Origin of the sequence: Arthrobacter gallicola, assembly GCF_014836775.1 — a bacterium.
Lineage (GTDB): Bacteria > Actinomycetota > Actinomycetes > Actinomycetales > Micrococcaceae > Arthrobacter_B > Arthrobacter_B gallicola.
In genome coordinates this window covers 516,673-543,181 of record NZ_JACSQD010000001.1, presented here as the reverse complement: position 1 = coordinate 543,181, position 26,509 = coordinate 516,673, and the positions used below count along the sequence as shown (strand labels likewise).

The following is a 26,509-nucleotide window of genomic DNA, read 5'->3' as shown; positions in this document are numbered from 1 at the left end:
CCGCCCGCTGCCGGCCGGCAAACAACTCCCGGCGTGGGACTGGGTGGAGCCGGAGGGAAGCATCATGCAAGAAGTGTACGAATGGCTCGTGACTTACGGCTGGGTGGTCTGGCTGGTTCTCTTCCTCGGCCTCGCTGCCATAGAGACCCTCACCCTGGACCTTTTCTTCGCCATGTTGTCCGTAGGCGCACTGGCGGCCATGCTCGCGGCGATTCTCTCGGCTCCGCTGTTTCTTCAGGTGGTCGTTTTCTCGGTTGTTTCGCTGCTGATGATTGTCCTTGTCCGGCCCGTGGCGCTGAAACACCTGAACATGGGTACGCGGGACCAGCGGTCCAACATCGAGCGTCTCATCGGTGAGGCCGCGGTGACTTTGGAACCGGTTGGCTCCCGCAGCGGAACCGTCAAGATCGGCGGGGACACCTGGACGGCACGGTCAGGGGACGGCTCGCTGCTGCCCGCGGGCGAACAGGTCGCGGTGACCAGGATCGACGGAGCCACGGCCGTTGTGGAACCCATTCGTCCCGCCGGCGGAACCGAACCTGCCGGCCCCTTCGGCCAGGACGACGGGTTGACCGGCCGCTGACAAACCTAATCTGTCCGAAAGGTGCTGCCTGCCGGACGCAGCCCGACGGTTTCGACCGATGGGCACCTATCAGGCGGGGCCGCGAGGATTCCGCCGCAATGCAAGGGGGAACATGAACAACACGATCGTTCTGCTGATTGTCCTGGCCGTCCTGGTCATCTTTGTCCTGGTGGTACTGGTTAAGTCCATCCGGATCATTCCGCAGGCGAGGGCGGGAGTCGTCGAACGCCTCGGAAAGTACCTGCGCACCCTGAATCCGGGCCTGAATATCCTCATTCCCTTTGTGGACCGGCTGCTTCCCCTGCTGGACCTGCGCGAGCAGGTGGTGTCCTTCCCGCCGCAGCAGGTAATTACGGAGGACAGCCTGGTGGTGTCCATCGATACGGTGGTCTACTTCCAAGTGACGGACGCCCGGGCGGCGACCTATGAGATCGCCAATTACATCCACGCCGTTGAACAGCTCACCACAACCACGCTGCGCAACGTCGTCGGCGGGTTGAACCTCGAAGAGGCCCTCACCTCGCGTGACCGGATCAACGGCCAGCTCCGCGGTGTCCTGGACGAGGCAACGGGCCGATGGGGCATCCGGGTCTCGCGGGTGGAGCTGAAAGCAATCGAGCCGCCCCTGTCCATCCAGGATTCGATGGAGAAGCAGATGCGGGCCGAGCGTGAACGCCGCGCCACCATCCTGACGGCCGAAGGAACCAAGCAATCTCAGATCCTCACGGCAGAAGGCCGCCGGCAGGCCGCCATCCTGGCCGCCGAAGGCGATGCCAAGGCAGCAATCCTGCGTGCTGACGGTGAATCCCAGGCGATCCAGAAAGTCTTCGAAGCCATTCACAAGGGCAACCCGGACCAGAAGCTCCTCGCTTACCAGTACCTCCAGACACTCCCGAAGCTCGCGGAAGGCACATCCAACAAGGTGTGGATCATTCCGAGCGAGCTCGGTGAGGCGCTGCGCGGCGTGGGCTCGGCTCTTGGCGACTTCCTGCCCGATGCCAGGGGCAGTGAAGAACGCCCCGCTTCCGGTCCGGTGCAAGGCACGCAGACTGCTGTCCCCACGGCCGGAACCGTCTCTCCGGTCTCCGGAGAGCAGGGCGGAAGCGGTACGGCTGCCCCGTAAGCGCAGCCCGGCAACGGGTCCGGTGATAACCGGGCGCAGCCGGGCAGGGTGCGGCGGTCACCGACCGCGTCCGCTCCCGGTATAATTGACTGTTTGCCGGGAACGGGCGGTTGATCCGCTGTGCCGGGAACAGGATCTGCGGCGAAGGCGTTGTACCTGACGGGCCTGATTGTGCGGCAAGAGACTTTAGCAGCTGTGCTGACGCGCAGCGGGCACTATGGATGGACCTTCACCGGTCCTTCGAAACTGATTTAGGGAGAAAAAATGAGCGATCGTAGCCTGCGGGGTATGCGTCTGGGTGCGCAGAGCATGGAGACGGAATCCGGTGTGGAGCCGGCTCCCCGCCAGCGTGTTGAGTACCGCTGTGAAGACGGCGAACGCGTGTTTGTGACCTTTGCTGCGGAGGCAGAGGTGCCCCCGGTCTGGGTGTCCAAGACCGGCAAGGAAGCGCTGCTGGTGGACGGCGAAAAGCCTGACACAAGCAATGACAAGCCTGTCCGCACCCACTGGGACATGCTCCTGGAACGCCGCAGCATCGAAGAACTCGAAGTGATTCTTCAGGACCGCCTGGACAAGCTGCGGGAGCGCCGGGGCGAGCGTACCGCCTCCTAGCGCGAAACCGCGCGCTGGTGCCCTGCCGCCCTGGTTGTGCTGCAGGACTGGTGAGCGGTTCCGGCGCGGACGCCCTGAACTGAACTAAAACAACAAAAGAACCGGCTGCCAATCTTTTGGCAGCCGGTTCTTTTGTTATGCGGGTTACCCGCGGCCGGTCAGTTTCTGCCACCGGGCGGAGAGGCCCCACTTGGTGACATTGGCGATCGCTTCGAAGACGATGTTGCCGCTCATCTTGGAAGCGCCTAGCTCCCGTTCAACGAAGGTGATGGGGACTTCCTGAATGGTCATGCCCATGCGGGCGACCCGGAAAGTCATATCGACCTGGAAGCCGTAGCCAACGGATTCGACAGCTGACAGGTCCAGCCGTTCCAGCGTGCTCCGGCGGAAGGCACGGTAGCCGGCAGTAATGTCACGGGTGCGGATTCCCAGCATCAGTCTGGAATAGGTGCTGCCGGCGCGGGAGAGAAGTTTGCGGTGGAGGGGCCAGTTGACCACCGAACCGCCCGGGACCCACCGGGAACCGATGACCAGATCCGCTCCCGCCTTGGATGCTTCGAGCAGCAGCGGCAGCTGCTCCGGCTTATGCGAACCGTCCGCATCCATTTCCACGAGAATGTCATACCCGTTCTCCAGGCCCCAGCGGAATCCAGCGATATATGCTGCGCCCAGGCCTTCCTTGCCCTTGCGGTGCAGTACATGGACCTGAGGGTCCCGCGCTGCCTGCTCGTCGGCGTAGGCGCCGGTGCCGTCCGGGCTGTTGTCGTCCGCAATCAGGACGTCGGAATCCGGGACGGCGGCCCGCAGCCGCTGGAGGGTCTTGGGCAGCGACTCGATCTCGTTGTAAGTGGGGATGATGGTCAGGACGCGCACGCAAAGGGCCTTTCAACGAACACGAGCCGCGCTGCTCGCGGCTCGGAGGACTGCCGTGTCGGCGGCAGAATTACCAGTATATTGGACCCCGCACCGCTGGGCGCCCTGATCTCCGGGAGCGGAGTGGGCACAGGCAGGCAAAGGGGCGGGTTCCGCCGCCTTCGGGCCAGTCCCGGGAGTCCCAGGCCTGTTTTCTACTGACGGATGAACCCACCCCAATGTGCTGCAACTGATGACCCCGCACCTTAAATGGACGGAAGGCCCATCAACCCCCCACACACACGTGCTCGGGCCGTGGCAGCTCGATTCCGGCCTAGGCCGGTTCGTGCTGCGGTTCACCTAGACTACGTGCTGAGCGGTAAGTGTCAACACGGTGCTGACTAGGCAAAACTGCATTGCCGCAGGTCAGCGGCACAATTGACTGTCCCGGACCGGAGAAATCTTTTTCGGGTGCCTAACCGAAATCGGGTACCTAACTAAAATCCGGCGCCTAACTAAAATCGGGCGCACGGTAGAGTTCGGCGCCGTGGTGCACCGTCTGCAGGCACCGTGGGAGGCTGTCTGTATCCAGCGCCGGAAGCAGGGGTGTTCCGGCCCGGGGATCCGTGCTCCAGGACGCCACGGAGGCATCGGGGGTCTGGACCATCAACTCGTCGGCCTCCCACACGGCGAAGGACGCGGGTGTGCCCGGCGCCAGCTGGCCCAGCATCGGGTTGCCTGTCCCCGCAGCCCGCCATCCGGCCCGCGTGTGCGCTATGAACGCCGCACGGGCGGAAATCCGTTCGTGCGCAGAGGAATGCATCACGGCGGCCTGCACCGTACGCCAGGGGTCCAGCGACGTTACAGGAGCATCAGAGCCGAAGACGACCGGAACACCCGCCGAGAGCAGGGCAGCGTAACGGTTCATGCCGGTGCTGCGGGATCCCAGGCGCTGGGAGTACATCCGGCCGGGGCCTCCCCACACCGCGTCGAAGACAGGCTGCATGCTGGCCGTAACACCGAAACGGACCAACTCGGAGATAGCTGCGTCGTCGCTCAGCTCCACGTGCTCCAGACGGTGGTGGGCAGCGCGTACGGCGGACTCCCCCACGGCGTCCGCTGCCAACTGCAGGGCACGGATGGCTGCATCCAGTCCGGCGTCTCCGATCACGTGGAAACCGGCCTGCAGGCCGGCCCGTGTGGCCAGTTCGATATGCCGCCCCGCTTCCTCCACACCGAGGTACAGGCTGCCGGAAGTCTCGGGAGCATCGGTATACGGTTCGCGGAGCGCCGCGGTCCTGGCGCCGATGGAGCCGTCGATGTTCAGGTCTCCGCCCAGGCCAAGCAGCCGGCCGCTAAACATATCGGTCACCTCGGAGAGCTCAGCTTCACTGCGCACCAGCTGTCCCCAGTAGGGAAGCACCTGCGGCACCGGCCCCGCTCCGAGGCTGCCTTCCAGGCCCAGCAGCTGCCGCAGGTCCTCCGGCGGGACGATGTGAGGTGCTGCCATTTCCGCCACGGCAACGATTCCGCGGGAGGCCGCCAGGTCCAGGGCTGCCCGCTGGTAACTGGCCCGTTCGGAAAGGCTCAGATTCCGGGAGACGGTGCGGGCGGCATCGTGGGCGGCCCGGATCACAAAACCGTTGTCCCAGCCGTCCATCCCGGCCAGATGCAGCTCCGCCGCCAGCGTCGCGGAGACCACCGCACAGTGCACATCCGCACGTGCCAGATAAACACGGCGCTGTCCGGACGCGGCGTCGAGCTCCGCGGCGGTCGGCACCCGGCCCTCGGGCCAGCCCGTCTCATCCCAGCCATGGCCGGTAATCAGGCCGGCTGTATCGCGGGCTGCGGCAGCGACGGCGTCGAGCAGTTCCGCGAGCGACCGCGCCCCGGAGAGATCCAGGGAGGATTCGGCAAGGCCGGCTTCCGTCAGGTGGACGTGGGAATCCACGAAACCCGGTGCGGCCAGTGCGCCCTGCAGGTCCACCACGCGCATGCTGGAGTCCTGGATGGAGGTGGCGGCGTGCTCCGATCCCACCCAGGCGATGGTGTCACCGTCCACCAGCATGGCGGTCGCGAAGGGATCGGCGGCGCTGTAGACAGAACCGTTGCGGTAAAGGGTCAGGCTTTTCGCCGGGGCCGTGGTGTTCAAGGACTCACCTGTTCTTCAATTCGTGCAGTTGGAACCGCCCTCATGGACGGAACCGGAAAAGGCCAGCAGGTGCTGGCGGGATTATGCGCCGGTGGGGCTATTCACTGACGGCCGATCATTCACTGACGGCGGAGTACGCGACGACGCCGCGCCGGATCAGCTCGATGGCCTCACGGCAGCGCCGGCGCAGTGCATCAGAAATATCCGGCACCTTCGCCAGCTGGTCGATCAGGTCAATGACCTGCTTGGACCAGCGGACGAAATCTCCGGCCGCCAGCTCGGTGCCGTTGAGGGCCACCTGGAGGTGCTTGCCGTTGACCCATTTGTACATCGGCCAGACAAGACCGAGCTCCGGCTCACCGGTCAGCGGCAGCTTTTCTGCCTCCTCGAGGTCCGTGAGCTCGGACCACTGGCGGATGAGGATGTCGACGGCGCCGTCCAGCACTGCGCTCGGCATCCGCGGTCGGAGGCCGCGTTCTTCCCGCTTGGGCTGGTAGACCAGTGCGGTGGCAAGGCAGGCAAGCTCGACGGCGTCGACGTCGTCAAAGGCGCCACGCTCCAGTCCGAGGGCCGTCAGCAGGTCCTTTTCGCCGTAGATCCGGCGCAGCTTGGTTCCCGCCGGGGTAACCCGGGGAACGCCGTCGGCATCTGCGGCGACGTAGCCGTAGTGGGACAGGACGCTGCTCACCCGGTCGAACGTCTTAGCGATGGTGTTGGTGCGTCCGCGGATCTGGGCAGAGAGGTTGTCGGTCTCGCGCCGCAGCTTCCACCAGCGCTCGGCCCAGCGGGCGTGGTCCTCACGGTCGCTGCAGCCATGGCAGGGATGGGACCGCAGACGGCGCCGGAGGTCGGCGATGGCCTGCTCCTGGGCCTCGCTGCCGGCCGCATGCAGCGACGCGCCGCGGCCGCCGGCAGGCCGGGGCGGGCGGTGCTCGCGGAGTGCGTTGCGCAGGGAGGACGTGAGGTCCCGGCGGTCCTTGGGAGTGCGGGCGTTGAAGGATTTGGGGATGCGGATCTGGGAGACAACGTTCACGGGGCCGTCCAGGTCCTGCACAAACAGGCGGCGGATCTGCTTGTCCTCGGTCAGGATGGACGGGGCGGGTTCGCGGCCATTGGTGTCGGTGCTGAGCACTACGGCATAACCCGGGCTGCGGCCTCCGGGAACATCAACGACGTCGCCCGGCCGCAGCGTCTCCAGCGACGCGGCGGCGGCACTGCGCCGGTTGCGTGCCTTGGACCGGGAGGCGGTGTGCTCCAGGTCGGACAGCTGTCGGCGGAGCGCGGCGTACTCACTGAAGTCGCCGAGGTGGCACGTCATGGCTTCTTCATATCCGGCCAGCGACTCTTCGCGCGAGCGGACCTGGCGGGCCAGCCCGACGACAGAGCGGTCTGCCTGGAACTGGGCGAAGGAGGATTCCAGGATCTCCCGGGCACGGCTGCGCCCGAACTGGGCTATGAGGTTGATGCTCATGTTGTAGGTGGGCCGGAAGGAGGAGTTCAGCGGGTAGGTCCGCCGTGACGCCAGTCCCGCAACTGCAGCCGGATCGGTCCCCGGCTGCCAGAGGACCACGGCATGGCCTTCGACGTCGATCCCGCGCCGTCCGGCACGGCCGGTCAGCTGGGTGTACTCCCCCGCTGTCACATCCACGTGGGCTTCGCCGTTGAACTTGTCCAGCTTTTCCAGCACCACCGACCGCGCCGGCATGTTCACACCCAGAGCGAGGGTTTCGGTGGCGAACACGGCACGGACCAGTCCGGCGGCGAAGAGCCTTTCCACCACTTCCTTGAACGTGGGAAGCATGCCGGCGTGGTGTGCGGCGAAACCGCGGATCAGGCCTTCCCGCCAGGTCCAAAACCCCAGCACTTCCAGATCGTCCTCGGGAATGTCCTGGCTGGCTTCGTCCACCATCCGGGCGATGACGCTGCGCTCTGACTCGCTGGTCAGCGTCAGGCCGGCGTCGACGCACTGCCGTACCGCGGCGTCGCAGCCGTTGCGGGAGAAGATGAACGTGATGGCGGGCAGCAGCCCGCGTTTGTTCAGCTGTGAAATCACCTGAGGCCGGGAGGCCCGCGGCGTGCGGGTCAGGGTTCCGCCCGCAGGCGCCCCGCCGCGGCTGCGTGACTGATTGCGGCCGCCGGAGCCGGGGCGCCCGCCGCCCCACCGGCCGCGCTGGTTCAGGCGGGACTCGGCGCGTGCGAGCTCCTGCAGCTCGGGATTGACCTTGAACCGGTCATTGATCCCGGCGGACCCGTTCGATTCTTCGGCTGCTTCGTCGAAGGAGACGTCGGTGGCGAAGAGGTCGAGGATTTCGCGGCCCACCATCACGTGCTGCCAGAGGGGCACCGGCCGGTGTTCGGTGACGACGACGTCGGTGTCGCCGCGGACGGTGTCCAGCCAGGCGCCGAATTCCTCGGCGTTGGAGACTGTCGCGCTGAGGGAAACCAGCTGCACGTCTGAGCGCAGGTGGATGATGACTTCTTCCCAGACCGCTCCGCGGAACCGGTCCGCGAGATAGTGGACCTCATCCATCACCACGTAACCGAGGTCATCGAGGGTTTCAGAGTTTGAGTACAGCATGTTCCGCAGGACTTCGGTGGTCATGACCACCACCGGGGCGTCCGGGTTGATGCTGGTATCCCCTGTCAGCAGACCCACGTTTTCCGAACCGTAGGAGGCGGAGAGCTCCACGAACTTCTGGTTGCTGAGGGCTTTGATGGGAGTGGTGTAGAAGGCTTTGAGGCCGCGCTCCAGGGCCATGTAGACGGCGAACTCACCGACAACGGTCTTGCCGGCGCCGGTAGGTGCGGCGACCAGGACGCCGCGGCCCGCTTCCACGGAGCGGCAGGCTTCGAGCTGGAAGGGGTCGAGGTCGAACCCGAGGGACTGTTCAAAGACTCCCAGTCGGGTCCGCGCGTGGCCGGTTCGTTCTTTGGCGGCAAGGTACCGCTCAGACGGGGAAGTCATATATCCAGCCTAAACGGTTCAGGGCCGATGAACCGCCTCGGCTGCTGCAGGCCTCCCGCCATCCGCAGGCCTGCCGGAGACGGGAGGAAGCCTACAGATCCTCCAGGCTTGAGGCCTTGTCCGCCTGCGCCTCCACGGCGGCTTCCCGGGCAGCGTTCCGGCGGGCACGCCGTTTGTCATTGAGGAAGCACAGCCCCACGGCCACGGCAAAGAGCACCAGCAGCGGAGCCGCGAGGTAGAACATGCTCAACGCATCTCCGCCAGGCGCCGCCATGGCCGCGAAAAGGCAGATGATGAAGACGGTGATGCGCCAGTACTTCAGGATGATCTTTCCGGGCAGGAGCCCCAGAAGATTCAGGCCCACCATAACCACCGGGATCAGGAACGCGATGCCGAACGCCAGCAGCAGCCGCAGGACGAAGGCCAGATACACGGAGGCCGTGATGACGTTCGCGGCGCCTTCGGGGGTGAAGTCGGTGAGGACACGAACGGCATTGGGCAGAATCAGCCAGGCCAGCGCAACTCCAGCAAGGAAGAGCGGGACGGCCGCGGCGAGGAAGCCCAGGGCGGCCCGGCGTTCCTTGGTCTTCAGCCCCGGGGTGATGAACGCCCAGAGCTGGTAGAGCCAGAACGGACTGGAGATCAGGAGGCCGATGAAGACCGAGACCTGGATCATCTGGTCAAAGGATGTCGCCACGCCGTCGAAGTTGATGGTGGCGAGGCGCCCCTCCTGCTTCGACAACTCCAGGACCGGACGGGTCAGTTCGTTGAAGACAGGCATGTAGAGGAAAAACCCGCCAACAGTGCCAAGGACGACGGCGATGGCCGCTTTGAAGAGCCGGTTGCGGAATTCCCTCAGATGATCCTTGAGGGCCATCCGCCCTTCAGGGTTGGATTTGCGCCCTCTTGTCAGCGCCACTGCCACTACGGGGTGGTGGGGGGATTACCGGTGCCGGAACTGGTTCCTGACGGCGGGGTCGGTCCGGCCGCGGGTCCCTGGTTCCGGGTGGGGGCAGCTGCCGGGTTGTTCACAACGCGGCCTTCGACGGGTTCTCCGTCAGTGGTGCCGGACGTGTTTTCGTCCTTCATCTGGCGTACCTCGGACTTGAAAATCCGGAGGGACTGTCCGACGCTGCGTGCGAGTCCGGGCAGCTTCGGCGCACCAAAGAGCAGGATCGCGATAACAATGATGATGACAATGTGCCAGCCTTCTAAGCGCATGCCGGTGTCCTTTCGTTTGACGTCATTTTATGTCAGAGCCCGGGGATGTCGCGCCACGCGCGCGGTTGTCCCCGCAGGCGCCTGCGTTCCACCCGGCGTTCGCGCCGGGCATCCTTCCGCGCTGCCTTGCCGTCTTCATACCGGCGGCGTGCTGCCTCCGGGTCCTCGAAGATGGCCGGCCCGCGGGTGCCTGCGTCCTCCGGGGCTGCCGGGACTGCGGCGGGCGTAAAGGACAGCCGGGATCCGGCAGACTGGACTTCGCTGAGCACTGCCATGAACTGACGGAAGATCCGATAGCCGATCAGGGCATAGAAAAGCAGGGCCACCGCTATCAGCGCAACCCAAATCACTATCCACGACCACCAAGGCATGTTTCCAGCATAGATGAGGTAAGCAAGCCTGCGGCCGGTGCCGTCCGGCAGGGAGAAGGATTCACCGGCTGTTCATTCGTAGTTCCGCAGGGCTGAAGCCAGCCAAGCGGTGGTTTCAGTGCGCAGCTCAGCGGGCTGCATCACCGCACCCAAACCGCCCAACCGTGCGATAAAACCGGGGATCCAGCCCGTTGAGGGGGTGCGGAGGACCACCGCCTGCCCGCCGCCGGGCAGGCCCGCACGCAGTTCCGTGTGGTAGGCGTCGGCCACCCAGGCCGCGGCGGGTTCAAGGCGGATTGTGACGGATTCATCGCTTTCCCCGGGGGTGAAGAGGCTGGCGGGAAAGTGCTGATCGGCTTCCGGCACGTCCTTCGGAAACGGGCCGGCATCCTCCCAGCTCACTATCCGGTCCACCCGGAAGAAACGGGTGGCTTCGGCGCGGTGGCACCAGGCGTCCAGGTACCAGGTGTCGTTTTCGGAGAAGATCCGGCGCGGATCGATGACGCGTTCTGAGACTTCGTCCCGGCTGGGAACCACGTAGCGGATTGCCAGGCGCCTGCGGCCTACGCTGCGGCGCAGATCTTCAAGGATGGAGGGAGCTGCACCCGCCGGGAGCAGGGTGGCGGCGAGGGTGTTTCCAGCGGCACCGGCGGTTCCAGCGGCCTCGCTCAGCTTCGCGTGGGCGCTGGAAACGGCGTCCGGCGGGGCGATACCCGGCAGCGCCGCCAGTGTGTCCAGTCCGACTATCAGGGCCGCCGCCTCATCCATGGCCAGACGCACCGGCTGCGCCAGGTTCTCCGCGTTGTCGATGAAGATCTCGCCGGTTTCGAAGTTCACGTCCATCAGCCCGTTGGGATAGTAGCGGGGGCCGCTGACGAACAGGAGGTTCAGGTCAGCTGCCAGCTGGTCACGGCTGATGCCGAACTTCCGGGCGGTTTCGCCCATATCGGCCCCCTGGTTGGCCAGAATGTACGGCACCAGGTCCAGGAGGCGGCTCAGGTGTTCCTGCGCCCCGGCAGCCTTTGGGGACCGGGGCCGCGGCGCAGCCGGTGCCCGGTACTTCGGCACAGCCTCCTGCTGAGCTGCCAGTGCGCGGGTCAGGGCACTGCGGACGGCGCTGCGCAGATCGGCAGGATGGATTGCCTCGGCCGCCGGTCCCAGGGCAGCGGTGTCCGCGGCCAGCGCGTCAAGGTCCGTGACGGAGAAGCAGAGCCGGTCCCGTCCGGCTGCCGGTTCGGGAAGGCCGGCGGGCGCTGATTCCGGACCGGCTGCGCGCAGGCGCAGTTCGGCTCCTGCTCCGCGGCTTACGTCTACAACCGCGGTTTGCGGAGCGAAGACACTGTCCAGTGTTGCCAGGGAGGTGTGAATGTCAAAGCCGGACGGAACGGTGAAGGTGGCCTTACCCGTTTTGACCGGGGTGGTCATGCGGGAGAGCCGGAAAAACCGCTCGGCCTGGCGGTCCAGGTCCCACCCCACTACGTACCAGTGTCCGTACCGCGAGCCCATGCCCCAGGGCTGAAGGTGCCGGGTGCTGTCGGCTCCCCCGGAGGCACGGTAGCCGAAGCTGATGGGCAGCCGGTCCGAGGCTGCCCGGAACACTGCCGTGAAATTCGGATCGGTGGTGCGGATGCCGGGCTGGACAGGGCTGGCGGAGGCGTCCTCGGCAATGACTCCGCGGGCGCGGAGTTTGCGCAGCGCCCTGGCGGCGGCGGACCCCAGTGCCGCCTGTTCCCACATCTGTGCGGCGAGGGACAGTACGGCGGACTCAGCGGCGGTGAAGGAGACCTCGGGAAGCCGGTACTCCTCGCTGCGGATGCGGTAGCGCTGCGCGGAGTTGTCCTGCTCATAGAGCGCGTCATCGCTGTAGGACTCCACGGGGATGCCCTGTTCGCGCAGGAAGGCCTTGTCCCGGTCGAAGAGCTTCTCCCGGGCCTCAGGGGTTGCGGCCTCGGAATAGAGCTCAATCTCCTCGAAGAGTTCGTGTTTGGTAAAACCGCGCCGGCTGGAGAGCAGGGCTATCACCAGATTCAGCAGGCGTTCGGTTCGCTTCTCGGCAGGTTGCGGGCTCACACGGCTAATCTACCGCCCGTGTGCGGGCAAACGTGCAAAGGGCGGACAGCCGGCGCAAACGGCTGGCTGTCCGCCCTTTGCGGCGGCGGGAGAACGTCCTAGCGGACGCCGAGCAGGTCAACCACGAAAATCAGGGACTCGCCCGGAGCGATTGCTGAACCTGCGCCGCGGTCACCGTAGGCAAGGTGGGAGGGAATCTCGAGGCGGCGGCGGCCGCCTACCTTCATACCAAGCAGACCCTGGTCCCAGCCCTCGATGACCTGGCCGATTCCCACGGTGAAGTCCAGCGGGGCGCCACGGTTCCAGGAAGCGTCGAACTCTTCTCCGGTGGAGAACGCCACACCGACGTAGTGGGTGGAGACGGTGTCTCCGGCCTTCGCCTCTGCCCCGTCACCGACAACAATGTCTTCGATGACGAGTTCGGTCGGAGCATCGTGCTCCGGGAAATCAATTTCCGGCTTCTGGCGGTCGTATTCGCGCTTTCCGAATGACATGTTGCTCCTTCGTTGTGGGACTGCCTGCCATCTTATCCGGATCTAACCGGCTGCCTGGCGTGGCTCTACTTGGCTTCGAGGATGTCGACCACGAACACCAGGGTTTCGTTCTGGAGTTCGTTGCCCTCGGAGGCACCGTAGGCAGTTGCAGGCGGAGCGACGATCAGTACCTGCGAGCCGACCTTCTTGCCCGCGAGACCGTCGGTCCAAGCGGAAATCACCTGGTTCAGGCCGAAGGAGGTGGAACTTCCGCGCTCCCAGCTGGAGTCGAAGACTGAACCGTCGGAGTACTTCACTCCGTGGTACTGCACAGTCACGGTGTCGTCGGCTTCAACGACGGCGCCGTCGCCGGTCTTGAGTTCCTGGGCCACCAGCTCCGTGGGAGCTTCGCCCTCGGGAATGGTGATGGTCGGCTTGCCGTCCTCAGCCAGCGTGACGGTCGGCAGGCCGTCGACCGGTGCGACGTCGGTTCCCCAGGCGCGGGTGGGCACATCACGGGCCCCGGCCAGGGTGAAGACAATGAAATTGGGTGAGGTTCCGGCGGTGTCGTTACCAGGAACGTAGTAGGCGAAGTCAGAGCCGACGGGCGCTCCGACCAGTGCACTGTACATCTGCTCGTTGCCCTGCTTGAGGGTCTCGTCAACAGCAATGTCCTCAGCGGTGTCGGCGGTGTACGTCTCCTGGCCGGCCTCTCCGCTTTCCGGATCGAGCACCACGAGGCGGATCGAGGCGGTTTGCCCGTCCGTAAGTTCTTCGCCGTCGCCGTCGTTCACCCGCACCAGGGTGGGCTCATCCAGGCTCAGCGGTGTGTCGAACTCCACGGTCGGGACCGTGTTGTCGCCGTTGGAACTGACCTTTACGGAGGACAGCGGCTCGGAGCTGCTGCTGCCGGAACAGGCGGTGAGCAGCAAAAGGGCGGGCAGGAGCAGAGCTAGTACTTTTCGCACCGTACTTCTTTCAGTGGTGGGCAATGACACGGCCACCGGGATCAGCACGGCCACAGGCCCCGCCGGCCCCAGGGCAGCAAGACCCACCCTAACGCGTGGACCTGAGAGGAGCCTAGATCAGGGGCCCGCTGACGACCCTACAGGGTGGACAGCAGGGCCTCGACCCGCTCATCCACGGCAGCGAAAGGATCCTTGCACAGCACGGTCTGCTGGGCCCGGTCGTTGAGTTTGAGATGAACCCAGTCCACGGTGAAGTCCCGGTTGGCGGCCTTGGCGCGGCGCACGAAGTCCCCCCGCAGCTTGGCACGGGTGCTCTGCGGCGGGACGTCAACCGCTTCCTTGATCTGGCTGTCATCCACCACCCGGGCGGTCTCGCCCCTGGACTGCAGGAGGTAGAAGAGCCCCCGGCGGCGTGAGATGTCATGGTAGGTGAGGTCGATCTGGGCGAGGCGGGGAGAGCCGATATCGAGCCCGGAGCGTTCCGCATAGCGGTCCACGAGCTTCTTCTTGATGGCCCAGTCGATCTCCGTGTCGATGCCGGAGGTATTTCCTGACTCCACGGCGTCCAGGGTCCGTTCCCACAGATCGAGGACGCGCGGCACGTGCCGGTTGTGGGGGCCGTTCGCCGCAACGAACTCCTGCACCCGCTCCAGATAGATGTGCTGGAGTTCAAGGGCTGTCATCGTGGACCCGTTCGCCAGCTTCAGGGGGGCTGATCCGGTGAGGTCGTGGGAGATTTCGCGGATGCTGCGGATCGGATTCTCCAACCGCAGATCGCGCATGATCACGCCGGCTTCGATCATCCGCAGCATCAGGTCCACGGACCCGACCTTGAGCATGGACGTGGTCTCGGACATGTTGGAGTCGCCGGCGATGACGTGGAGCCGCCGGTAATGTTCGGCATCCGCGTGCGGCTCGTCCCGGGTGTTGATGATGGGCCGGGAACGCGTGGTGGCTGAGGAGACACCCTCCCAAATGTGGTCCGCCCGCTGTGAGAAGGCATACAGGGCGCCGGACTGGGTGCGCAGGACCTTGCCCGCGCCGACCAGCAGCTGCCGCGTGACCAGGAAGGGAATCAGGATGTCTGCGAGCCGGGAAAACTCCAGCCGGCGCGGAATCAGGTAGTTCTCATGGCTGCCGTAGGAGTTGCCGGCCGAGTCGGTGTTGTTCTTGAAAAGGTAGACGCTGCCGTTAAAGCCCTCTGCCTTAAGCCGCTCCTCCGCCTCTTCCACCAGGTCCTCGAGGATGAGTTCACCGGCGCGGTCGTGGGCGATGAGCTGAGCCAGGTCGTCGCATTCCGCCGTGGCGTACTCCGGATGGGAGCCGACGTCCAGATACAGCCGTGAGCCGTTCGTCAGGAAAACGTTGGAGGACCGTCCCCAGCTGACCACCTTGCGGAACAGGTAGCGGGCAACCTCCTCCGGAGAGAGCGGCCGGGAATCGGGCCCGGAGTAAGCAATCCCGAATTCTGTTTCGATCCCGTAGATCCTGCGGTCCATCAGTCTCCCTCCGGGCTGGCCAGAAAGCGGTCCAGCTCCACGGTGCCGATCCGGCGGAATGCCCGGACGCTTCCCCGGGCGGACTGCGGATCGCGGTCCAGCACGGCGACCTCCAGCAGGCCAGCGCCGAGGAGTTCGGTCCCCTGCTCCGCGGGTTCCCCGTTGGAAGCGCCGTCCGGGGCCCGCCGGGTTGAGGAAAGCGCCCTTACGGCCACCAGGATGGCCTCGCTGAAGGATGTGTCCGGTGACCAGGACCGGGCGAGTGAATCGTTGACGATGTCGGCCTGGCCGCCCATCACCACGTAGTTGCTTTCGTCGGCGATGGATCCGTCGAACGTCAGCCGGTACAGGTGGTCGCTGAACGGTTCAGTGCCGACTTCGGCGACGGCCAGCTCCACTTCGAAGGGTTTGCCCTCCGTGGTGAATACCGAGCCGAGACTCTGCGCGTAGACGCTTGCCAGTCCCCGGGCGGAGACGTCTTCCCGGGCGTAAGAATAACCGCGGACGTCGGCGTACCGGACTCCGGCCTGCCGCAGGCTTTCGAACTCGTTGTATTTGCCCACTGCGGCGAAGCCGATGCGGTCGTAGATTTCCCCCAGCTTGTACAGCGACGGCGAGGGGTTTTCCGCGACCAGGGCGATTCCGTCACGGCATGTCAGGACGACGACGGACCGGCCGCGGGCGATTCCTTTCCGGGCAAAATCTGCCCGGTCCTTCATGAGCTGTTCAGGGGATACGTAGAACTGCTGCGTCATCTCCTATGCCTCCAGTCCGGCGGCGGTACGGCGCTCCACGAGTTCCAGGGCGAGCTGGTGCAGTTCACGCTCCGGGATTTCGCGCATCCCGGCGGAATTAACCACGTAGACCACCGGCCACAGCTGGCGGACCAGGTCCGGCCCGCCCGTGGCGGAATCGTCGTCGGCCGCGTCGTACAGGGACTCAACGGCTACGCGGACTGCTTCGTCCTCATCCAGCCCGGGACGCCACAGCTTCTTCAGCGCACCGCGGGCGAAAACCGAGCCGGAACCGACACTGTGATGTTCGTACTCTTCGTACCGGCCGCCGGTGACGTCGAAGGAGAACAGGCGGCCCACGTGCTTCTGGGTGTCATAACCGGCGAACAGCGGTATGACGGCGAGTCCCTGGAGTGCCAGCGGAAGGTTTTGCCGCACCATGGCAGCGAGACGGTTGGACTTGCCGTCCAGGCTCATCGCCGTGCCTTCGATTTTCTCGTAGTGCTCAAGCTCCACCTGGAACAGCCGGATCATGTCCAGGGCAAGGCCAGCCGTTCCGGCGATGCCGAGGACCGAGTAGGTGTCCGCCGGGAAAACCTTGCGGATATGGCGGCTGGCGATCATGTTGCCCATCGTCGCGCGCCGGTCACCGGCAACGAGCACACCCCCCGCATACGTGAGGGAGACGATGGTGGTGGCCTGCGGCGCGGCCGCGGCGGCCGATCCTGCCGGAGCCGTTCCGAGGCTGCGTGCCGAGGGCAGCAGCTCCGGGTGGTGGCGGCTGAGGTGCTCGGTAAAGGACGAGCCCGCAGCGGCGGCCACGGCCCGGGCAGGATCTGTGTGCGTCATCCGCTACTGACCACCCTTCTGGATGAAACCCCTCACGAATTCCTCGGCGTTGTTTTCCAGCACACCGTCGATCTCATCCAGGAGATCGTCCACCCCCTCGGTTTGAGCTGTGGACTGCTCGGTGGGTTCTGCGGCTGGGGGCGGAGTAACCTCGTCGGTTTCTTCGACCTCCTGCGGACGTGATCCGGTGTTCCTGCGATCCTGGGTTGCCATGCTGGTGCCCTTTCTTGCTGAGCCGATGTGTCCTACGTCCTATGGTGCCACGGTAGGTTCCGGACCGGTCAGGAGTCGGGTCACAAAATCCTCTGCATCTGCAGAATCCTCAAAGAGTTTGCCGGTGAGCTCCTTTGTTCCGCGCAGCGGTTCACGCGTTGGCACCCGCTGCAGCCGGCGTCGGGACGGCAGCTCGAAGATGATCGAGTCCCAGCTCGCACCGATCACCTCATCCGGGAACCGGGTAACGCACTGTCCCCGGAAATAGGCGCGGGTATCTTCGGGCGGGTGGGTCACTGCCGCGGCAATTTCCGAATCCGTGAGGATGCGTTCCATCTGGCCGCGGGCCGCCAGCCGGTAGTACAGACCCTTCTCCGGCCGCATGTCCGAGTACTGCAGGTCGATCAGGTTCAGGCGGGCGTCATTCCACGCCAGCCCGTCACGGTCCCGGTAGGCCTGCAGGAGTTTTAGTTTGGCTACCCAGTCAACCTGGGCGGCGGCGGCCATCGGGTCCCGTTTCAGCGTTCCCACCACTGACGTCCAGCGGGTCAGGAGATCCTCGGTGGCGGCGTCCGCTCCCCCGCGTCCCCGCGCGTGGGCGGCAGCGGCCTCAAGGTAGATCTCCTGCAGGTCCAGCCCGGTGACCATCCGGCCGTCCTTGAGCTCGACCAGCTGGCCCAGGGACGGGTCGTGGCTGATGGCCTGGAGCGCGCCGACGGGATCGCGCAGTTCCAGCGCCGGAGCCGTACCGTCCTCGATCATGGAGAGGACGGCGGAAGCCGTGCCCATTTTCAGAAAGGCCGATACTTCGCTCAGGTTGGCGTCGCCGATGATCACGTGCAGCCGCCGGTACTTCTCAGCGACGGCGTGCGGCTCGTCCCGGGTATTGATGATGGGCCGCCGGATGGTGGTTTCCAGGCCCACCTCGGTTTCGAAGAAGTCGGCGCGCTGGCTCAGCTGGTAACCCTGCCGCTGATTGCTGGTTCCTATCCCCACGCGGCCGGAGCCGCAGATCACCTGGCGGGAGACAAAGAACGGCAGCAGTCCGGCGACCAGGCGGGTGAAGGGCACGCTGCGCGGGACCAGGTAGTTCTCATGGGCGCCGTAGGAAACGCCCTTGTTGTCGGTGTTGTTTTTGTACAGGTGGACCGGCGCGAACCCGGGCGTCGCCGCGATGTGGCGCATCGCTGCCAGCACGACGGCGTCGCCCGCCTTGTCCCACAGGACAGCGTCCCTGGGGTTGGTTACCTCGGGCGAGGAATACTCCGGATGGGCATGGTCGACGTAGAGGCGTGCCCCGTTGCCCAGGACCATGTTCATCAGCACCGCGTTGTCCTCGGTGTCGCCGTACAGCGCCGACGGCCCCCCGCCTTCCATGGCAATCTGTTCGGCGTCCATCACCGGGGGCGCGTCGGTGAGCTGGGACGGGTCGGCTGCGGTCCGCGGGACCGTGTAGCCGCGGGCATCGTTCAGGGGTGCCTCGTCCGTGTAGTCCCAGCGGGTACCGGTGAGGTTGCCCATGCCGGAGCGCACCGTGGCGGCGTAGGCGTTGACGATCTGACTGGAGAGCACGGTGGCGTTGGCGTTTGGCAGGGCCGGAGCGAGTACGCCGTACTCGGTCTCCGTCCCCATCACCCTGCGGACCGTCACAGATACTGTCCCGGATTGGCTGTCGTCTCGATGGTCCGGCCGGGCTCCTGGCCGGCCTTGCCCTGAATGATCGTCCGGATGTAGGTGATGCGTTCGCCCTTCTTGCCGGAGATGCGTGCCCAGTCATCGGGATTGGTCGTGTTCGGCATGTCTTCGTGCTCACGGAACTCGTCAACGACGGCGCGCATCAGGTGCTCGATCCGCAGTCCGCGCTGGCGCAGCGTCAGGAAGTCCTTGATCGCGTACTTCTTCGCCCGGTCCACAACGTTCTGAATCACGGCTCCGGAGTTGAAGTCCTTGAAATAGAGCATTTCCGTGTCGCCGTTGGCGTACGTTACCTCAAGGTATTCATTGGACTTGTCCTCGGCGTACATCTTCTCGACTGTCCGCCGGATCATTTCCCGCACGGTGGCCACGGGATCGTAGCCGTGCTCCGCGAGGTCGTCCCGGTGCAGGGGAAGGTCCGGGGTGAGGTATTTGGCGAAGATCTCCCCCGCGCCCTCAGAATCGGGGCGCATGATTTTGATCTTCACGTCGAGCCGTCCGGGGCGCAGGATGGCCGGATCGATCATGTCTTCCCGGTTCGAGGCACCGATGACGATCACGTTTTCCAGCTTCTCCACGCCGTCGATCTCGCTGAGCAGCTGGGGAACGATTGTCGTTTCGACGTCGGAGGAGACACCGGTTCCGCGGGTCCGGAAAAGCGAATCCATCTCATCGAAGAACACCACCACCGGGCTGCCGTCGGATGCCTTCTCCCGGGCACGGGCAAAAATAAGCCGGATATGGCGTTCCGTTTCGCCGACGTACTTGTCCAGCAGCTCGGGTCCCTTGATGTTCAGGAAGTAGCTGCGGGTTCCGAGCGAACCGGTCTGTTCCATCACCCTGGCCGCCAGGGAATGCGCAACAGCCTTGGCAATCAGGGTCTTACCGCAGCCGGGAGGACCGTAGAGCAGAATCCCCTTGGGTGCCTTCAGCCCGTGTTCGCGGTAGAGGTCCGGATGCATAAAGGGCAGTTCGACGGCGTCCCGGATCGCCTCGATCTGCGGACCAAGCCCGCCGATGTCGGAGTAGGAAATATCCGGGACTTCCTCCAGGACCAGGTTTTCGACTTCGCTGCGCGGAATTTTCTCCAGCGCGTAGCCAATCCTGGTGTCCACGGTCAGGGCGTCGCCGACCCGGATTTTCTCCTCGATCAGCGGCCCGTTGAGCCGGACCACGCGCTCGTCGTCGGCCCGGCCCACCACCAGGGCACGGTCCCCTTCCAGAAGTTCCTGCACCGTAAAGAGTTCGCCGGCCTTCTCGAACCCGAGCCCGGCGACCACTGTCAGTGATTCGTTCAGCAGGACTTCCTGGCCCGGGACAATCTGCCCCAGGTCTAGGAGCGGGCTCACCGCCACCCGGAGCTTCCGCCCGGACTGGATGATGTCCACACTCTCCTGGACCGTGGCCGTGGTGCTTACTCCGGGCTCGGGCTCCTGCCGTTCATTGACCGCAATAACCGTGCCGAAGCTGAAGGGCGTGGCGCCCTCCTTCTCCAGCGCGTCCTTCAACCGGATGATCTCCGCCTTGGCGGTTTCCAGCATTGCCACCAGCCGTGCATTGTTGTGTGTCAGTGCCGCCAGCTGACGGTCCACGTTGCGCAGCTTATCCCGCAGGATGTTGAGCTGCCGGGATTCCGCACCGGCCGCAGTTCCGTACGGGGCGTCGGTACGTGTACCTTCAACCCCGGCTCCGCTGGTGTTTTCCGCTTCAACCATTGTCCGACCGCCTTCATCGCTCCAGGGTCCCCTCGTCTGACAATAACGCAGTGACGCACGCAATGCACCGTGCCCGGAGTCTTGTGTTTTCCAGCTTTCGGGCTATGGCAGATCTACTCGGTGCCTTCCCCGTCCTGGAACCGCTCGGCTTTGGCCAGGGCCCCGCGCTGGACGGTGGAGCTGGCATCCTTCGCTGCCCGCCGGAGCTTCTTGTCCGAGACCTGACGCTCCCCGACGGCGGCGGGGGTCCAGGCGTTGAGGTCCTCCTGGCTGAAGTCCGTTTTGGAGGCGCGGCGCTTGGCTACCAGGCCGGTGGCGCCCTCGGCGAGGCGGCGGGCCGAAAGCAGGAAACCGGTGTGGGCCACCATCCGGTGGTCCGGGCGTACTGCCAGTCCCTCCAGGTGCCACCCGCGGACCATGGACTCCCAGCCCTCAGGCTCGGTGAACCGGCCGTCAGCGCGGATGGCTTCCGCTGTCCGCGAAAGCTGGGTGACGGTGGCGACGTAGGAGATCCAGACGCCGCCCGGGGCCAGGACGGTGGCCACTGCGTCGGTGCATTCCCAGGGAGCGAGCATGTCCAGGACAACACGGTCCACGCTGCCCGGCTCCTGGTTCTTTACCACCTGGTCCTGGAAGTCACCGAGCGTGATGTCCCAGGCCGGGTGCGGTCCGCCGAAGAACGTTTCCACGTTGCCGCGGGCGATGTCGGCGAACTCCTCGCGGCGCTCATAAGAGTGCAGCGAGCCGTTGTCCCCCACCGCCCGGAGGAGGGAGATGCTGAGAGCGCCGGAGCCGACGCCGGCTTCGACGACGCGGGCGCCCGGGAAGATGTCCGCCATGGTGACAATCTGGCCGGCATCCTTCGGGTAAACCACGGCTGCCCCGCGCGGCATGGAGAGCACAAAGTCCGAGAGCAGCGGCCGCAGCACCTGGTATTGGTGGCCGGTGGTGTTCGTGACAATGGTTCCTTCGGAGACGCCGATAATGCTCTCGTGCGGGAGGTAGCCGCGGTGGGTGTGGAAGGCTCCGCCTTCGGTGAGCGTAATGGTGTTCCGGCGCCCCTTTTCATCGGTGAGCTGGACGCGCTCCCCGGGACGCAGGGGCCCACGGCGCATGTCCGCGCCGTGGGCAGCGGGAGCAGAGGAAGTACCCGGGTTGTTCATATGTGGCTGTCCTTCGGTTTCAGGCGGTTCAAATCGGATGCGGAGCCGGATAACTGCTCCGCTGGTGGCTGGTTAGCGGCTGGCTTTCTCAGCTGCGGGTTTTCGGCCGGCGGCCGGTAACGGCGGCGACGACGGCGTCCTGACGGAGCAGGCCGACCACCGTGCCATCGCGGTTGATAACGGCATACTCGCTGCCGGTCAGCTGCGACAGGTACTGGATGAGTTCCTGACCGGTTGCGGCATCAGGCACGTAGGCGCCTGCTGCCAGGGCGCGTGCCACGGCGTTCACCGGAGTCTGGGCTGCCAGGTGCGCGGGTACGGAGAAGAGTGCGCCGGGGTCGACCACGGCTTCGGGCCGGCCGGTGGGTCCCGTGACCACAAGTGCAGTGCCGGAATGGATGCCAGCTGCGAGGCGCTGGGCGTCGGAAACCGGCGTCCCTGAAGTTACCTGGCGGGCCGGTTCCATCAGGGACGCTGCGGAGACAGCCGGCAGCCGAAGGCGCAGGCGTGCGTTGCTGATGGATGCTGAGGCGCCCATCCACAGAAAGCCGGAGACCAGGGCGGTGATTATCACCAGACTGAGGCCCGGTGTCCGGCCCTGCAGGTAGGGGGGAATGAGGACGGCGGCCACCAGTGCCGCGGCGATGATGCGGCCGGCCCAGCCGGCGGCAACTGTGCCCTTCTCCTGTACCCCGGTGGCTTTCCAGACAGCGGACTCCACAATGCGTCCGCCGTCCAGGGGAAGGCCGGGCAGAACGTTGAAGATGGCCACCAGGACGTTGGCCCAGACAAAGATGTCCGTCAGGAGCCAGCCCACGGTGCCGGGTTCGAAGAACGGCAGGATCAGGCGTCCGGCCAGTGCGAGGAGGAAGTTCGCGGCCGGTCCGGCCAGGGCAACGACCAGTGACCTGCCTGGCGTGGCGTGAACGTCGCCGAACTGGGTGTGCCCGCCCCACAGGGTCAGGACGATTTTCGGCGTCGGCCATTTCCAGGCCTGGGCGGTCAGGGCGTGGGCAAGTTCGTGGGCCAGGACTGAGAGCAGCAGGAGCACCGCATAGCCCAGCGCGACGGCGTAGGCGCCGGGGCTGCCCAGCTCAGGGAGCGCGCGGGCTACCTGCGGTCCGAAGAGCAGGACGATCGCCGCGGCAATCACAAACCAGGACCAGGCAAGAGTGACCGGCACTCCCCCGATCCTTCCCAGCGGTATGCCTTCGCTGCGTTCAGGCGCAGCCGGTCCGCTGTCCGGGCCCTGCGTCACTTGTGGCCTCCGGACGGGAGGAAGGTTCCAGGGAAGGACATACCCCAAGTCTACGTGGCTTCGGGCCGTGTTCCTTGTCCCGGCCGGGCGACCCGGACAGCGGGCGGGCCTGACACTGCGGTGCCGGGAGCATAAGGTGAATCTGTGAGTTATACCGACAAGACCCCAGCCGCCGGCCTGCAGGATTTCTTTGGCGGCGGCTCTGGAGAGCGGGTCACCGTGATGCTGGCTGCCTTCGAAGGCTGGAACGACGCCGGAGAAGCCGCCAGTGATGCCTTGAACTTCCTCTCCCTGTACTGGGACAGCGAAAAAATCGCCGGGATCGATGCCGACGAGTACTACGACTTCCAATTCACCCGGCCCGCGATCGAACGGAACGGGGCAGGAAAACGCCGGATTAAGTGGCCCACCACGCGGATATCCCGGGCCGAGGTTCCGGGGACCAATCTGGACCTGATCCTGGTATCCGGAGTTGAACCCTCCTACAAGTGGCGCGCCTACACGGCGGAGGTCATTGGGCTGGCCAAGGAACTCGAGGTGGACTGCATAGTGCTTGCCGGAGCCCTGCTGGCCGATGTTCCCCATACCAGGCCCATTCCCGTGACTGCCACCTGCGAGGAAGAAGACCTCAGGGAACACCTGGGCGTGGAATCTTCGCAGTATGAGGGCCCCATCGGCATTGTGGGTGTCCTGGCGGAGGTGGCCAGCCTGGCCGACATTCCCACCCTGTCTCTCTGGGCGGCGGTGCCGCACTACGTCGGGCAATCCCCCTCGCCCAAGGCACAGCTGGCTTTGCTTCACCGGTTGGAAGAGCTGCTGCAGACACCCATCGACACCGCTGTTCTGACCGAGGAAGCCGAAGCCTGGGAACGCGGAGTGGATGAACTTGCCACGGAGGACCCCGAAATTGCCGCATATGTGCGTCAGCTCGAGGAAGCCAAGGACACCGCGGAACTCCCCGAGGCGACCGGTGAATCGATTGCCCGCGAGTTTGAGCGTTATCTCAAGCGGCGGCGCCGCGAATAGCCGGCGGTTAACGGCCCAGGGACCGCGGACAAAATCCACGGTCCCTGGACACACCGGGTGCGTTTAGCGCCGCCGCGTCATGCAGCCAGCTGGATACCCAGCAGGGCATCGAAGGCAGCTTCCACCAGTTCTGCGCCCGCCGGGGATCCGTCAAGCGGGGTCTCCCGTTCGTCCAGCAGCGCCGCAGCCCACGCATCTGCGGCAGCCAGAGCCGCCGGAGCGTTGAGGTCATCGGCCAGTGCCATCCGGAAACTCTGCAGCAGCTCCTGGGCCTCCTGCTCCCCGGTCAGCGGCAGGGCCAGACGGTAACGCCGCAGCCGGTCCTGGGCACGGCCCAGGTCCTCCGCGGTCCAGAACCAGTCTGACCGGTAGTGGTGGCCGGCAAGAGTGATGCGCACCGCTGCCGGTTCCACGCCTTCCGCCCGCAGGCGGGAAACCAGAACGAGGTTCCCCAGGGACTTGCTCATCTTCTCGCCGTCGAGGCCCACCATACCGGCGTGCGCATAGTGCTTTGCCAACGGCTCCCCTGAGCATGCATAGGCATGCGCGGCGCTCATTTCATGGTGCGGGAACAACAGGTCCGAACCGCCGGCCTGGACTGTGAAGGGCGCGGGCAGGAAACGGCGCGCAATGACAGCGCACTCGATGTGCCAGCCCGGGCGCCCGTCGCCAAGCTTGCCGCCGGACCACACGGGCTCTCCCGGCCGCGCGGCCCGCCACAGCAGCGCGTCAAGCGGGTTTCGCTTCCCCGCCCGTTCAGGATCGCCGCCGCGTTCTGCGAAGACGGGCAGCATCTGCTCAGGAGTGAGGCCGGAAATCTGGCCCGGCCACCACGCGTCTGGACCCTGCTTTTCAAGTTCCTGCGCGGCGTCGACGGAAAAGTAGACGTCGCCGTCGGGCTCTGTCCCAGTCCCGGGCACACGGTACGCGATCCCCTTCTCCAACAGCGCCTCGACTACGGGGACAATCCATTCAATGGATTCCACGGCGCCAATGTAGCTTTGCGGGGCGAGGACGTTCAGCGCTTCCATATCTTCGCGGAAGAGCTGGGTCTGCTCCTTGGCCAGGACGGTCCAGTCAACCCCGGTCGCGGCAGCGCGCTCAAGCAGCGGATCGTCGATGTCAGTGACGTTCTGGACGTAGTTCACTGTGTGGCCGGCGTCCCGCCACTGCCGGTTCAGCAGGTCGAACGCAACATAGGTGGCCGCGTGGCCCATGTGGGTCGCATCGTACGGGGTGATCCCGCAGACATAGAGTCCGGCTTCACCCTCCGGACGGACAGGCACTGCCCTTCGCAGCGCCGAATCGAAGAGGACAAGGCCTGGAGACTTTCCGGGCAGAACTGGCAGGGGGCGGGATTTCCAAGCGATCACAGGCTCAACTCTACTGACTCCGCCGGCGGTTCTCATTCTGCGTCAGCAGCGGTGGAATCTCAGGCCGACAGCACGCCGAAGCCAAGCGCGAGGTAAATGGCCACGCCAAGGCCGATGCGGTACCAGACGAACAGCTGGTAGCTGCGGGTGGAGACGTAGCGCAGGAACCAGCCAATAATGATGAATCCCACGACAAAAGCCACCACGGTGGCCAGCGCGGTTTCCGCTCCGCCGTAGGGGCCGGTCTCGCCCCAGGACTTGGCCAGCTGGTAGAGGCCGCTGCCGAAAACGGCGGGGATGGCCAGGAGGAAGGCATACCGGGCCGCCGCTTCGCGGGTGTAGCCCATGAGCAGCCCGGCGGTAATGGTGCCGCCGGAACGCGAGACACCGGGAATCAGTGCCAGTGCCTGGGCGAAACCGTAGAGGATGCCGTGCTTATAGGTGAGCTGGTCCAGGGTCCGCTGCTGTTTGCCAATGATGTCGGCGATTGCGAGGAAAATGCCGAAGACGATCAGCATGGTCGCCACGATCCAGAGGCTCCGGAACGTGCTTTCGATCTGGTCCTGGAACAGCAGTCCGAGGACGACGATGGGGATGGTGCCGACGATGATCAGCCAGCCCATGCGCGCATCGGGGTCCGAACGCGGTACCCGGCCGGTCAGGGACCCGAACCATGCCTTGACGATCCGGACGATGTCCTTCCAGAAGTACACCGCAACAGCCGTCTCAGTGCCCAGCTGGGTGATAGCGGTGAACGCAGCACCGGGATCCTGGGCACCTGGGAGCAGCTCTCCGGCAATCCGCAGATGGGCGCTGGAAGAAATGGGCAGGAACTCGGTCAGGCCCTGAAGGAAACCGAGGAATATCGCTTCAAACCAATTCACCCTACGACTCTAGGGCACAGTGCAGCCTCCACCCGCCAGGCTGGCCCGTGCTACCGGTCGCTGCCTGACTGCCGGCGGTACTCATCCTGGTCCAGGGACGGTGATGAGACGTCTTCGGTCTCCTCGTCCCCGCCGAAGGATGCCGGCTCACCGAAGCCGGAGCGGCGAAGCAGCTCTTCGTCCTCGAGCAGGTCCTCGTCGCCGTCCTCATCGTCGTAGATCTCCAGGGGGGTCACTTCGCCGTACGCGTCATAGAGGACTTCCTCATACACTTCGAACGCGTCCGCGATGGCCAGGTACGCCCCCTCCACCGCTGGGTCCTTCTCTCCGCGGCGTGCAGCAGCGGCAGCCAGGTGCTCTTCGAAAGCAGCGACCAGGGACTGGAGCGCAACGCGCGGATCTATGCTCATGGACTAGACGTTATCGGTAAAGCAGGCAAAATGGGATGCAAATGCGAGAACAAATTCTTAGACCGGACCGGTCCCTCAGCGCCGGTCCCGCCAAAGGCTATGAGTATCTGGTCCTCTCTGTAGGCCCGTCAGAGTCTCTCCCGGAAGCCCGCAGGGCCCTCACGGACCATGCCGAGTATGGCAAGTGGGAACTTGAACGGACCAGAATCTACCGCGGCGGCCAGCACCGTTACTGGCTGCGCCGGAAGATCATGCGGGTTGAGCGCACGTTCTAGCCCGCGCGTCCCCCCCCCACCCGGC

The 26,509-nt window shown here is 65.3% G+C and carries 24 protein-coding genes and 1 pseudogene; 5 read left to right on the top strand and 20 right to left on the bottom strand.

The annotated features are described in order from the left end of the window. The first annotated feature begins 73 nt into the window (after positions 1-73). The 3 genes from H9639_RS02425 to H9639_RS02415 all read left to right on the top strand — a co-directional run bounded on the left by H9639_RS02425 (position 74) and on the right by H9639_RS02415 (position 2,318). Positions 74-583 carry an NfeD family protein gene (locus H9639_RS02425; protein ID WP_191806872.1) on the top strand — a complete coding sequence of 170 codons (510 nt, stop codon included), beginning with the start codon at positions 74-76 and terminating at the stop codon, positions 581-583. A 112-nt stretch (positions 584-695) separates the two neighbouring features. Next, entirely contained in the window at positions 696-1,706 is a 1,011-nt protein-coding gene (locus H9639_RS02420) for an SPFH domain-containing protein (protein ID WP_225219064.1), read from the top strand. Between the two features lie 264 nt (positions 1,707-1,970). Further along, a complete protein-coding gene (locus H9639_RS02415; protein ID WP_191746590.1) occupies positions 1,971-2,318 on the top strand; it encodes an RNA polymerase-binding protein RbpA in 348 nt (115 codons plus the stop codon). A 144-nt stretch (positions 2,319-2,462) separates the two neighbouring features. Here the strand turns inward: H9639_RS02415 and H9639_RS02410 are convergent, their stop codons facing one another. The 17 genes from H9639_RS02410 to H9639_RS02330 form a co-directional block, all read right to left on the bottom strand. Then, positions 2,463-3,191, bottom strand: coding sequence for a polyprenol monophosphomannose synthase (locus H9639_RS02410; RefSeq protein ID WP_191806525.1), 729 nt, complete (start codon positions 3,189-3,191; stop codon positions 2,463-2,465). 490 nt (positions 3,192-3,681) lie between these two features. Further along, entirely contained in the window at positions 3,682-5,322 is a 1,641-nt protein-coding gene (locus H9639_RS02405) for an amidohydrolase (protein WP_225219063.1), read from the bottom strand. A 115-nt stretch (positions 5,323-5,437) separates the two neighbouring features. Next, positions 5,438-8,287: a DEAD/DEAH box helicase gene (locus H9639_RS02400; RefSeq protein WP_191806524.1), complete on the bottom strand. Its 2,850-nt coding sequence runs from the start codon at positions 8,285-8,287 to the stop codon at positions 5,438-5,440. Positions 8,288-8,378: 91 nt separating this feature from the next. Further along, positions 8,379-9,164, bottom strand: coding sequence for a twin-arginine translocase subunit TatC (gene tatC, locus H9639_RS02395; RefSeq protein ID WP_191806523.1), 786 nt, complete (start codon positions 9,162-9,164; stop codon positions 8,379-8,381). A 47-nt stretch (positions 9,165-9,211) separates the two neighbouring features. Then, positions 9,212-9,508, bottom strand: a complete 297-nt coding sequence (gene tatA / locus H9639_RS02390) for a Sec-independent protein translocase subunit TatA (RefSeq protein WP_191806522.1) — start codon at positions 9,506-9,508, stop codon at positions 9,212-9,214. A gap of 32 nt (positions 9,509-9,540) precedes the next feature. Next, complete coding sequence (locus H9639_RS02385; RefSeq protein ID WP_191806521.1) at positions 9,541-9,879, bottom strand: hypothetical protein; 339 nt, start codon at positions 9,877-9,879, stop codon at positions 9,541-9,543. Positions 9,880-9,951: 72 nt separating this feature from the next. After that, a complete protein-coding gene (locus tag H9639_RS02380; protein ID WP_191806520.1) occupies positions 9,952-11,949 on the bottom strand; it encodes a helix-turn-helix transcriptional regulator in 1,998 nt (665 codons plus the stop codon). A gap of 98 nt (positions 11,950-12,047) precedes the next feature. Next, entirely contained in the window at positions 12,048-12,443 is a 396-nt protein-coding gene (locus tag H9639_RS02375; RefSeq protein ID WP_191806519.1) for an FKBP-type peptidyl-prolyl cis-trans isomerase, read from the bottom strand. Positions 12,444-12,508: 65 nt separating this feature from the next. Continuing rightward, entirely contained in the window at positions 12,509-13,390 is an 882-nt protein-coding gene (locus H9639_RS17135) for an FKBP-type peptidyl-prolyl cis-trans isomerase (protein WP_191806518.1), read from the bottom strand. 137 nt (positions 13,391-13,527) lie between these two features. Beyond that, positions 13,528-14,889, bottom strand: coding sequence for a Pup--protein ligase (gene pafA / locus H9639_RS02365; protein WP_191806517.1), 1,362 nt, complete (start codon positions 14,887-14,889; stop codon positions 13,528-13,530). Further along, positions 14,889-15,644 carry a proteasome subunit alpha gene (gene prcA, locus H9639_RS02360; RefSeq protein WP_191806516.1) on the bottom strand — a complete coding sequence of 252 codons (756 nt, stop codon included), beginning with the start codon at positions 15,642-15,644 and terminating at the stop codon, positions 14,889-14,891. Before prcA ends, pafA begins: the two co-directional genes overlap by 1 nt. A 3-nt stretch (positions 15,645-15,647) precedes the next feature. Beyond that, positions 15,648-16,472: a proteasome subunit beta gene (gene prcB, locus H9639_RS02355; protein ID WP_191806515.1), complete on the bottom strand. Its 825-nt coding sequence runs from the start codon at positions 16,470-16,472 to the stop codon at positions 15,648-15,650. A gap of 3 nt (positions 16,473-16,475) precedes the next feature. Then, positions 16,476-16,685 carry a ubiquitin-like protein Pup gene (locus H9639_RS02350; protein ID WP_066297801.1) on the bottom strand — a complete coding sequence of 70 codons (210 nt, stop codon included), beginning with the start codon at positions 16,683-16,685 and terminating at the stop codon, positions 16,476-16,478. Between the two features lie 39 nt (positions 16,686-16,724). Next, positions 16,725-18,317 (bottom strand): depupylase/deamidase Dop, encoded by a 1,593-nt coding sequence (dop, locus tag H9639_RS02345; protein WP_191806870.1) that lies wholly within the window; start codon positions 18,315-18,317, stop codon positions 16,725-16,727. Between the two features lie 14 nt (positions 18,318-18,331). Next, the gene (gene arc / locus H9639_RS02340) at positions 18,332-20,095 is read right to left on the bottom strand and encodes a proteasome ATPase (RefSeq protein WP_191806514.1); all 1,764 of its coding nucleotides are present in this window, start codon (positions 20,093-20,095) and stop codon (positions 18,332-18,334) included. Between the two features lie 113 nt (positions 20,096-20,208). After that, positions 20,209-21,258, bottom strand: coding sequence for a tRNA (adenine-N1)-methyltransferase (locus H9639_RS02335; RefSeq protein ID WP_191806513.1), 1,050 nt, complete (start codon positions 21,256-21,258; stop codon positions 20,209-20,211). An 88-nt stretch (positions 21,259-21,346) separates the two neighbouring features. Next, positions 21,347-22,450 carry a site-2 protease family protein gene (locus tag H9639_RS02330; RefSeq protein ID WP_404799718.1) on the bottom strand — a complete coding sequence of 368 codons (1,104 nt, stop codon included), beginning with the start codon at positions 22,448-22,450 and terminating at the stop codon, positions 21,347-21,349. A 210-nt stretch (positions 22,451-22,660) separates the two neighbouring features. On the opposite strand from H9639_RS02330, the gene H9639_RS02325 reads away from it, so the two are divergent. After that, positions 22,661-23,542: a PAC2 family protein gene (locus tag H9639_RS02325; protein WP_318241953.1), complete on the top strand. Its 882-nt coding sequence runs from the start codon at positions 22,661-22,663 to the stop codon at positions 23,540-23,542. Between the two features lie 77 nt (positions 23,543-23,619). On the opposite strand, the gene mshC is transcribed toward H9639_RS02325, so the two are convergent. The 3 genes and pseudogenes from mshC to H9639_RS02310 form a co-directional block, all read right to left on the bottom strand. Further along, a complete protein-coding gene (gene mshC / locus H9639_RS02320; protein WP_191806511.1) occupies positions 23,620-24,915 on the bottom strand; it encodes a cysteine--1-D-myo-inosityl 2-amino-2-deoxy-alpha-D-glucopyranoside ligase in 1,296 nt (431 codons plus the stop codon). Between the two features lie 59 nt (positions 24,916-24,974). Next, a complete protein-coding gene (locus tag H9639_RS02315) occupies positions 24,975-25,799 on the bottom strand; it encodes an undecaprenyl-diphosphate phosphatase (protein ID WP_191806510.1) in 825 nt (274 codons plus the stop codon). Between the two features lie 170 nt (positions 25,800-25,969). Next, positions 25,970-26,209: pseudogene (locus H9639_RS02310) on the bottom strand (hypothetical protein); the annotation flags it as partial. A gap of 41 nt (positions 26,210-26,250) precedes the next feature. Between H9639_RS02310 and H9639_RS02305 the strand changes: the two are divergent. Then, positions 26,251-26,484 carry a DUF5703 family protein gene (locus H9639_RS02305; RefSeq protein ID WP_191806509.1) on the top strand — a complete coding sequence of 78 codons (234 nt, stop codon included), beginning with the start codon at positions 26,251-26,253 and terminating at the stop codon, positions 26,482-26,484. Positions 26,485-26,509 lie beyond the last annotated feature (25 nt).

Excerpts from the sequence above, each read along its gene's own strand:
- H9639_RS02420 (WP_225219064.1), top strand. The coding sequence starts at position 696 with ATGAACAACACGATCGTTCTGCTGATTGTCCTGGCCGTCCTGGTCATC.
- H9639_RS02415 (WP_191746590.1), top strand. The coding sequence starts at position 1,971 with ATGAGCGATCGTAGCCTGCGGGGTATGCGTCTGGGTGCGCAGAGCATG.
- H9639_RS02400 (WP_191806524.1), bottom strand. The coding sequence starts at position 8,287 with ATGACTTCCCCGTCTGAGCGGTACCTTGCCGCCAAAGAACGAACCGGC.
- tatC (WP_191806523.1), bottom strand. The coding sequence starts at position 9,164 with ATGGCCCTCAAGGATCATCTGAGGGAATTCCGCAACCGGCTCTTCAAA.
- tatA (WP_191806522.1), bottom strand. The coding sequence starts at position 9,508 with ATGCGCTTAGAAGGCTGGCACATTGTCATCATCATTGTTATCGCGATC.
- H9639_RS02385 (WP_191806521.1), bottom strand. The coding sequence starts at position 9,879 with ATGCCTTGGTGGTCGTGGATAGTGATTTGGGTTGCGCTGATAGCGGTG.
- H9639_RS02375 (WP_191806519.1), bottom strand. The coding sequence starts at position 12,443 with ATGTCATTCGGAAAGCGCGAATACGACCGCCAGAAGCCGGAAATTGAT.
- pafA (WP_191806517.1), bottom strand. The coding sequence starts at position 14,889 with ATGGACCGCAGGATCTACGGGATCGAAACAGAATTCGGGATTGCTTAC.
- prcA (WP_191806516.1), bottom strand. The coding sequence starts at position 15,644 with ATGACGCAGCAGTTCTACGTATCCCCTGAACAGCTCATGAAGGACCGG.
- prcB (WP_191806515.1), bottom strand. The coding sequence starts at position 16,472 with ATGACGCACACAGATCCTGCCCGGGCCGTGGCCGCCGCTGCGGGCTCG.
- H9639_RS02350 (WP_066297801.1), bottom strand. The coding sequence starts at position 16,685 with ATGGCAACCCAGGATCGCAGGAACACCGGATCACGTCCGCAGGAGGTC.
- dop (WP_191806870.1), bottom strand. The coding sequence starts at position 18,317 with ATGGGGACGGAGACCGAGTACGGCGTACTCGCTCCGGCCCTGCCAAAC.
- arc (WP_191806514.1), bottom strand. The coding sequence starts at position 20,095 with ATGGTTGAAGCGGAAAACACCAGCGGAGCCGGGGTTGAAGGTACACGT.
- H9639_RS02335 (WP_191806513.1), bottom strand. The coding sequence starts at position 21,258 with ATGAACAACCCGGGTACTTCCTCTGCTCCCGCTGCCCACGGCGCGGAC.
- H9639_RS02305 (WP_191806509.1), top strand. The coding sequence starts at position 26,251 with ATGCGAGAACAAATTCTTAGACCGGACCGGTCCCTCAGCGCCGGTCCC.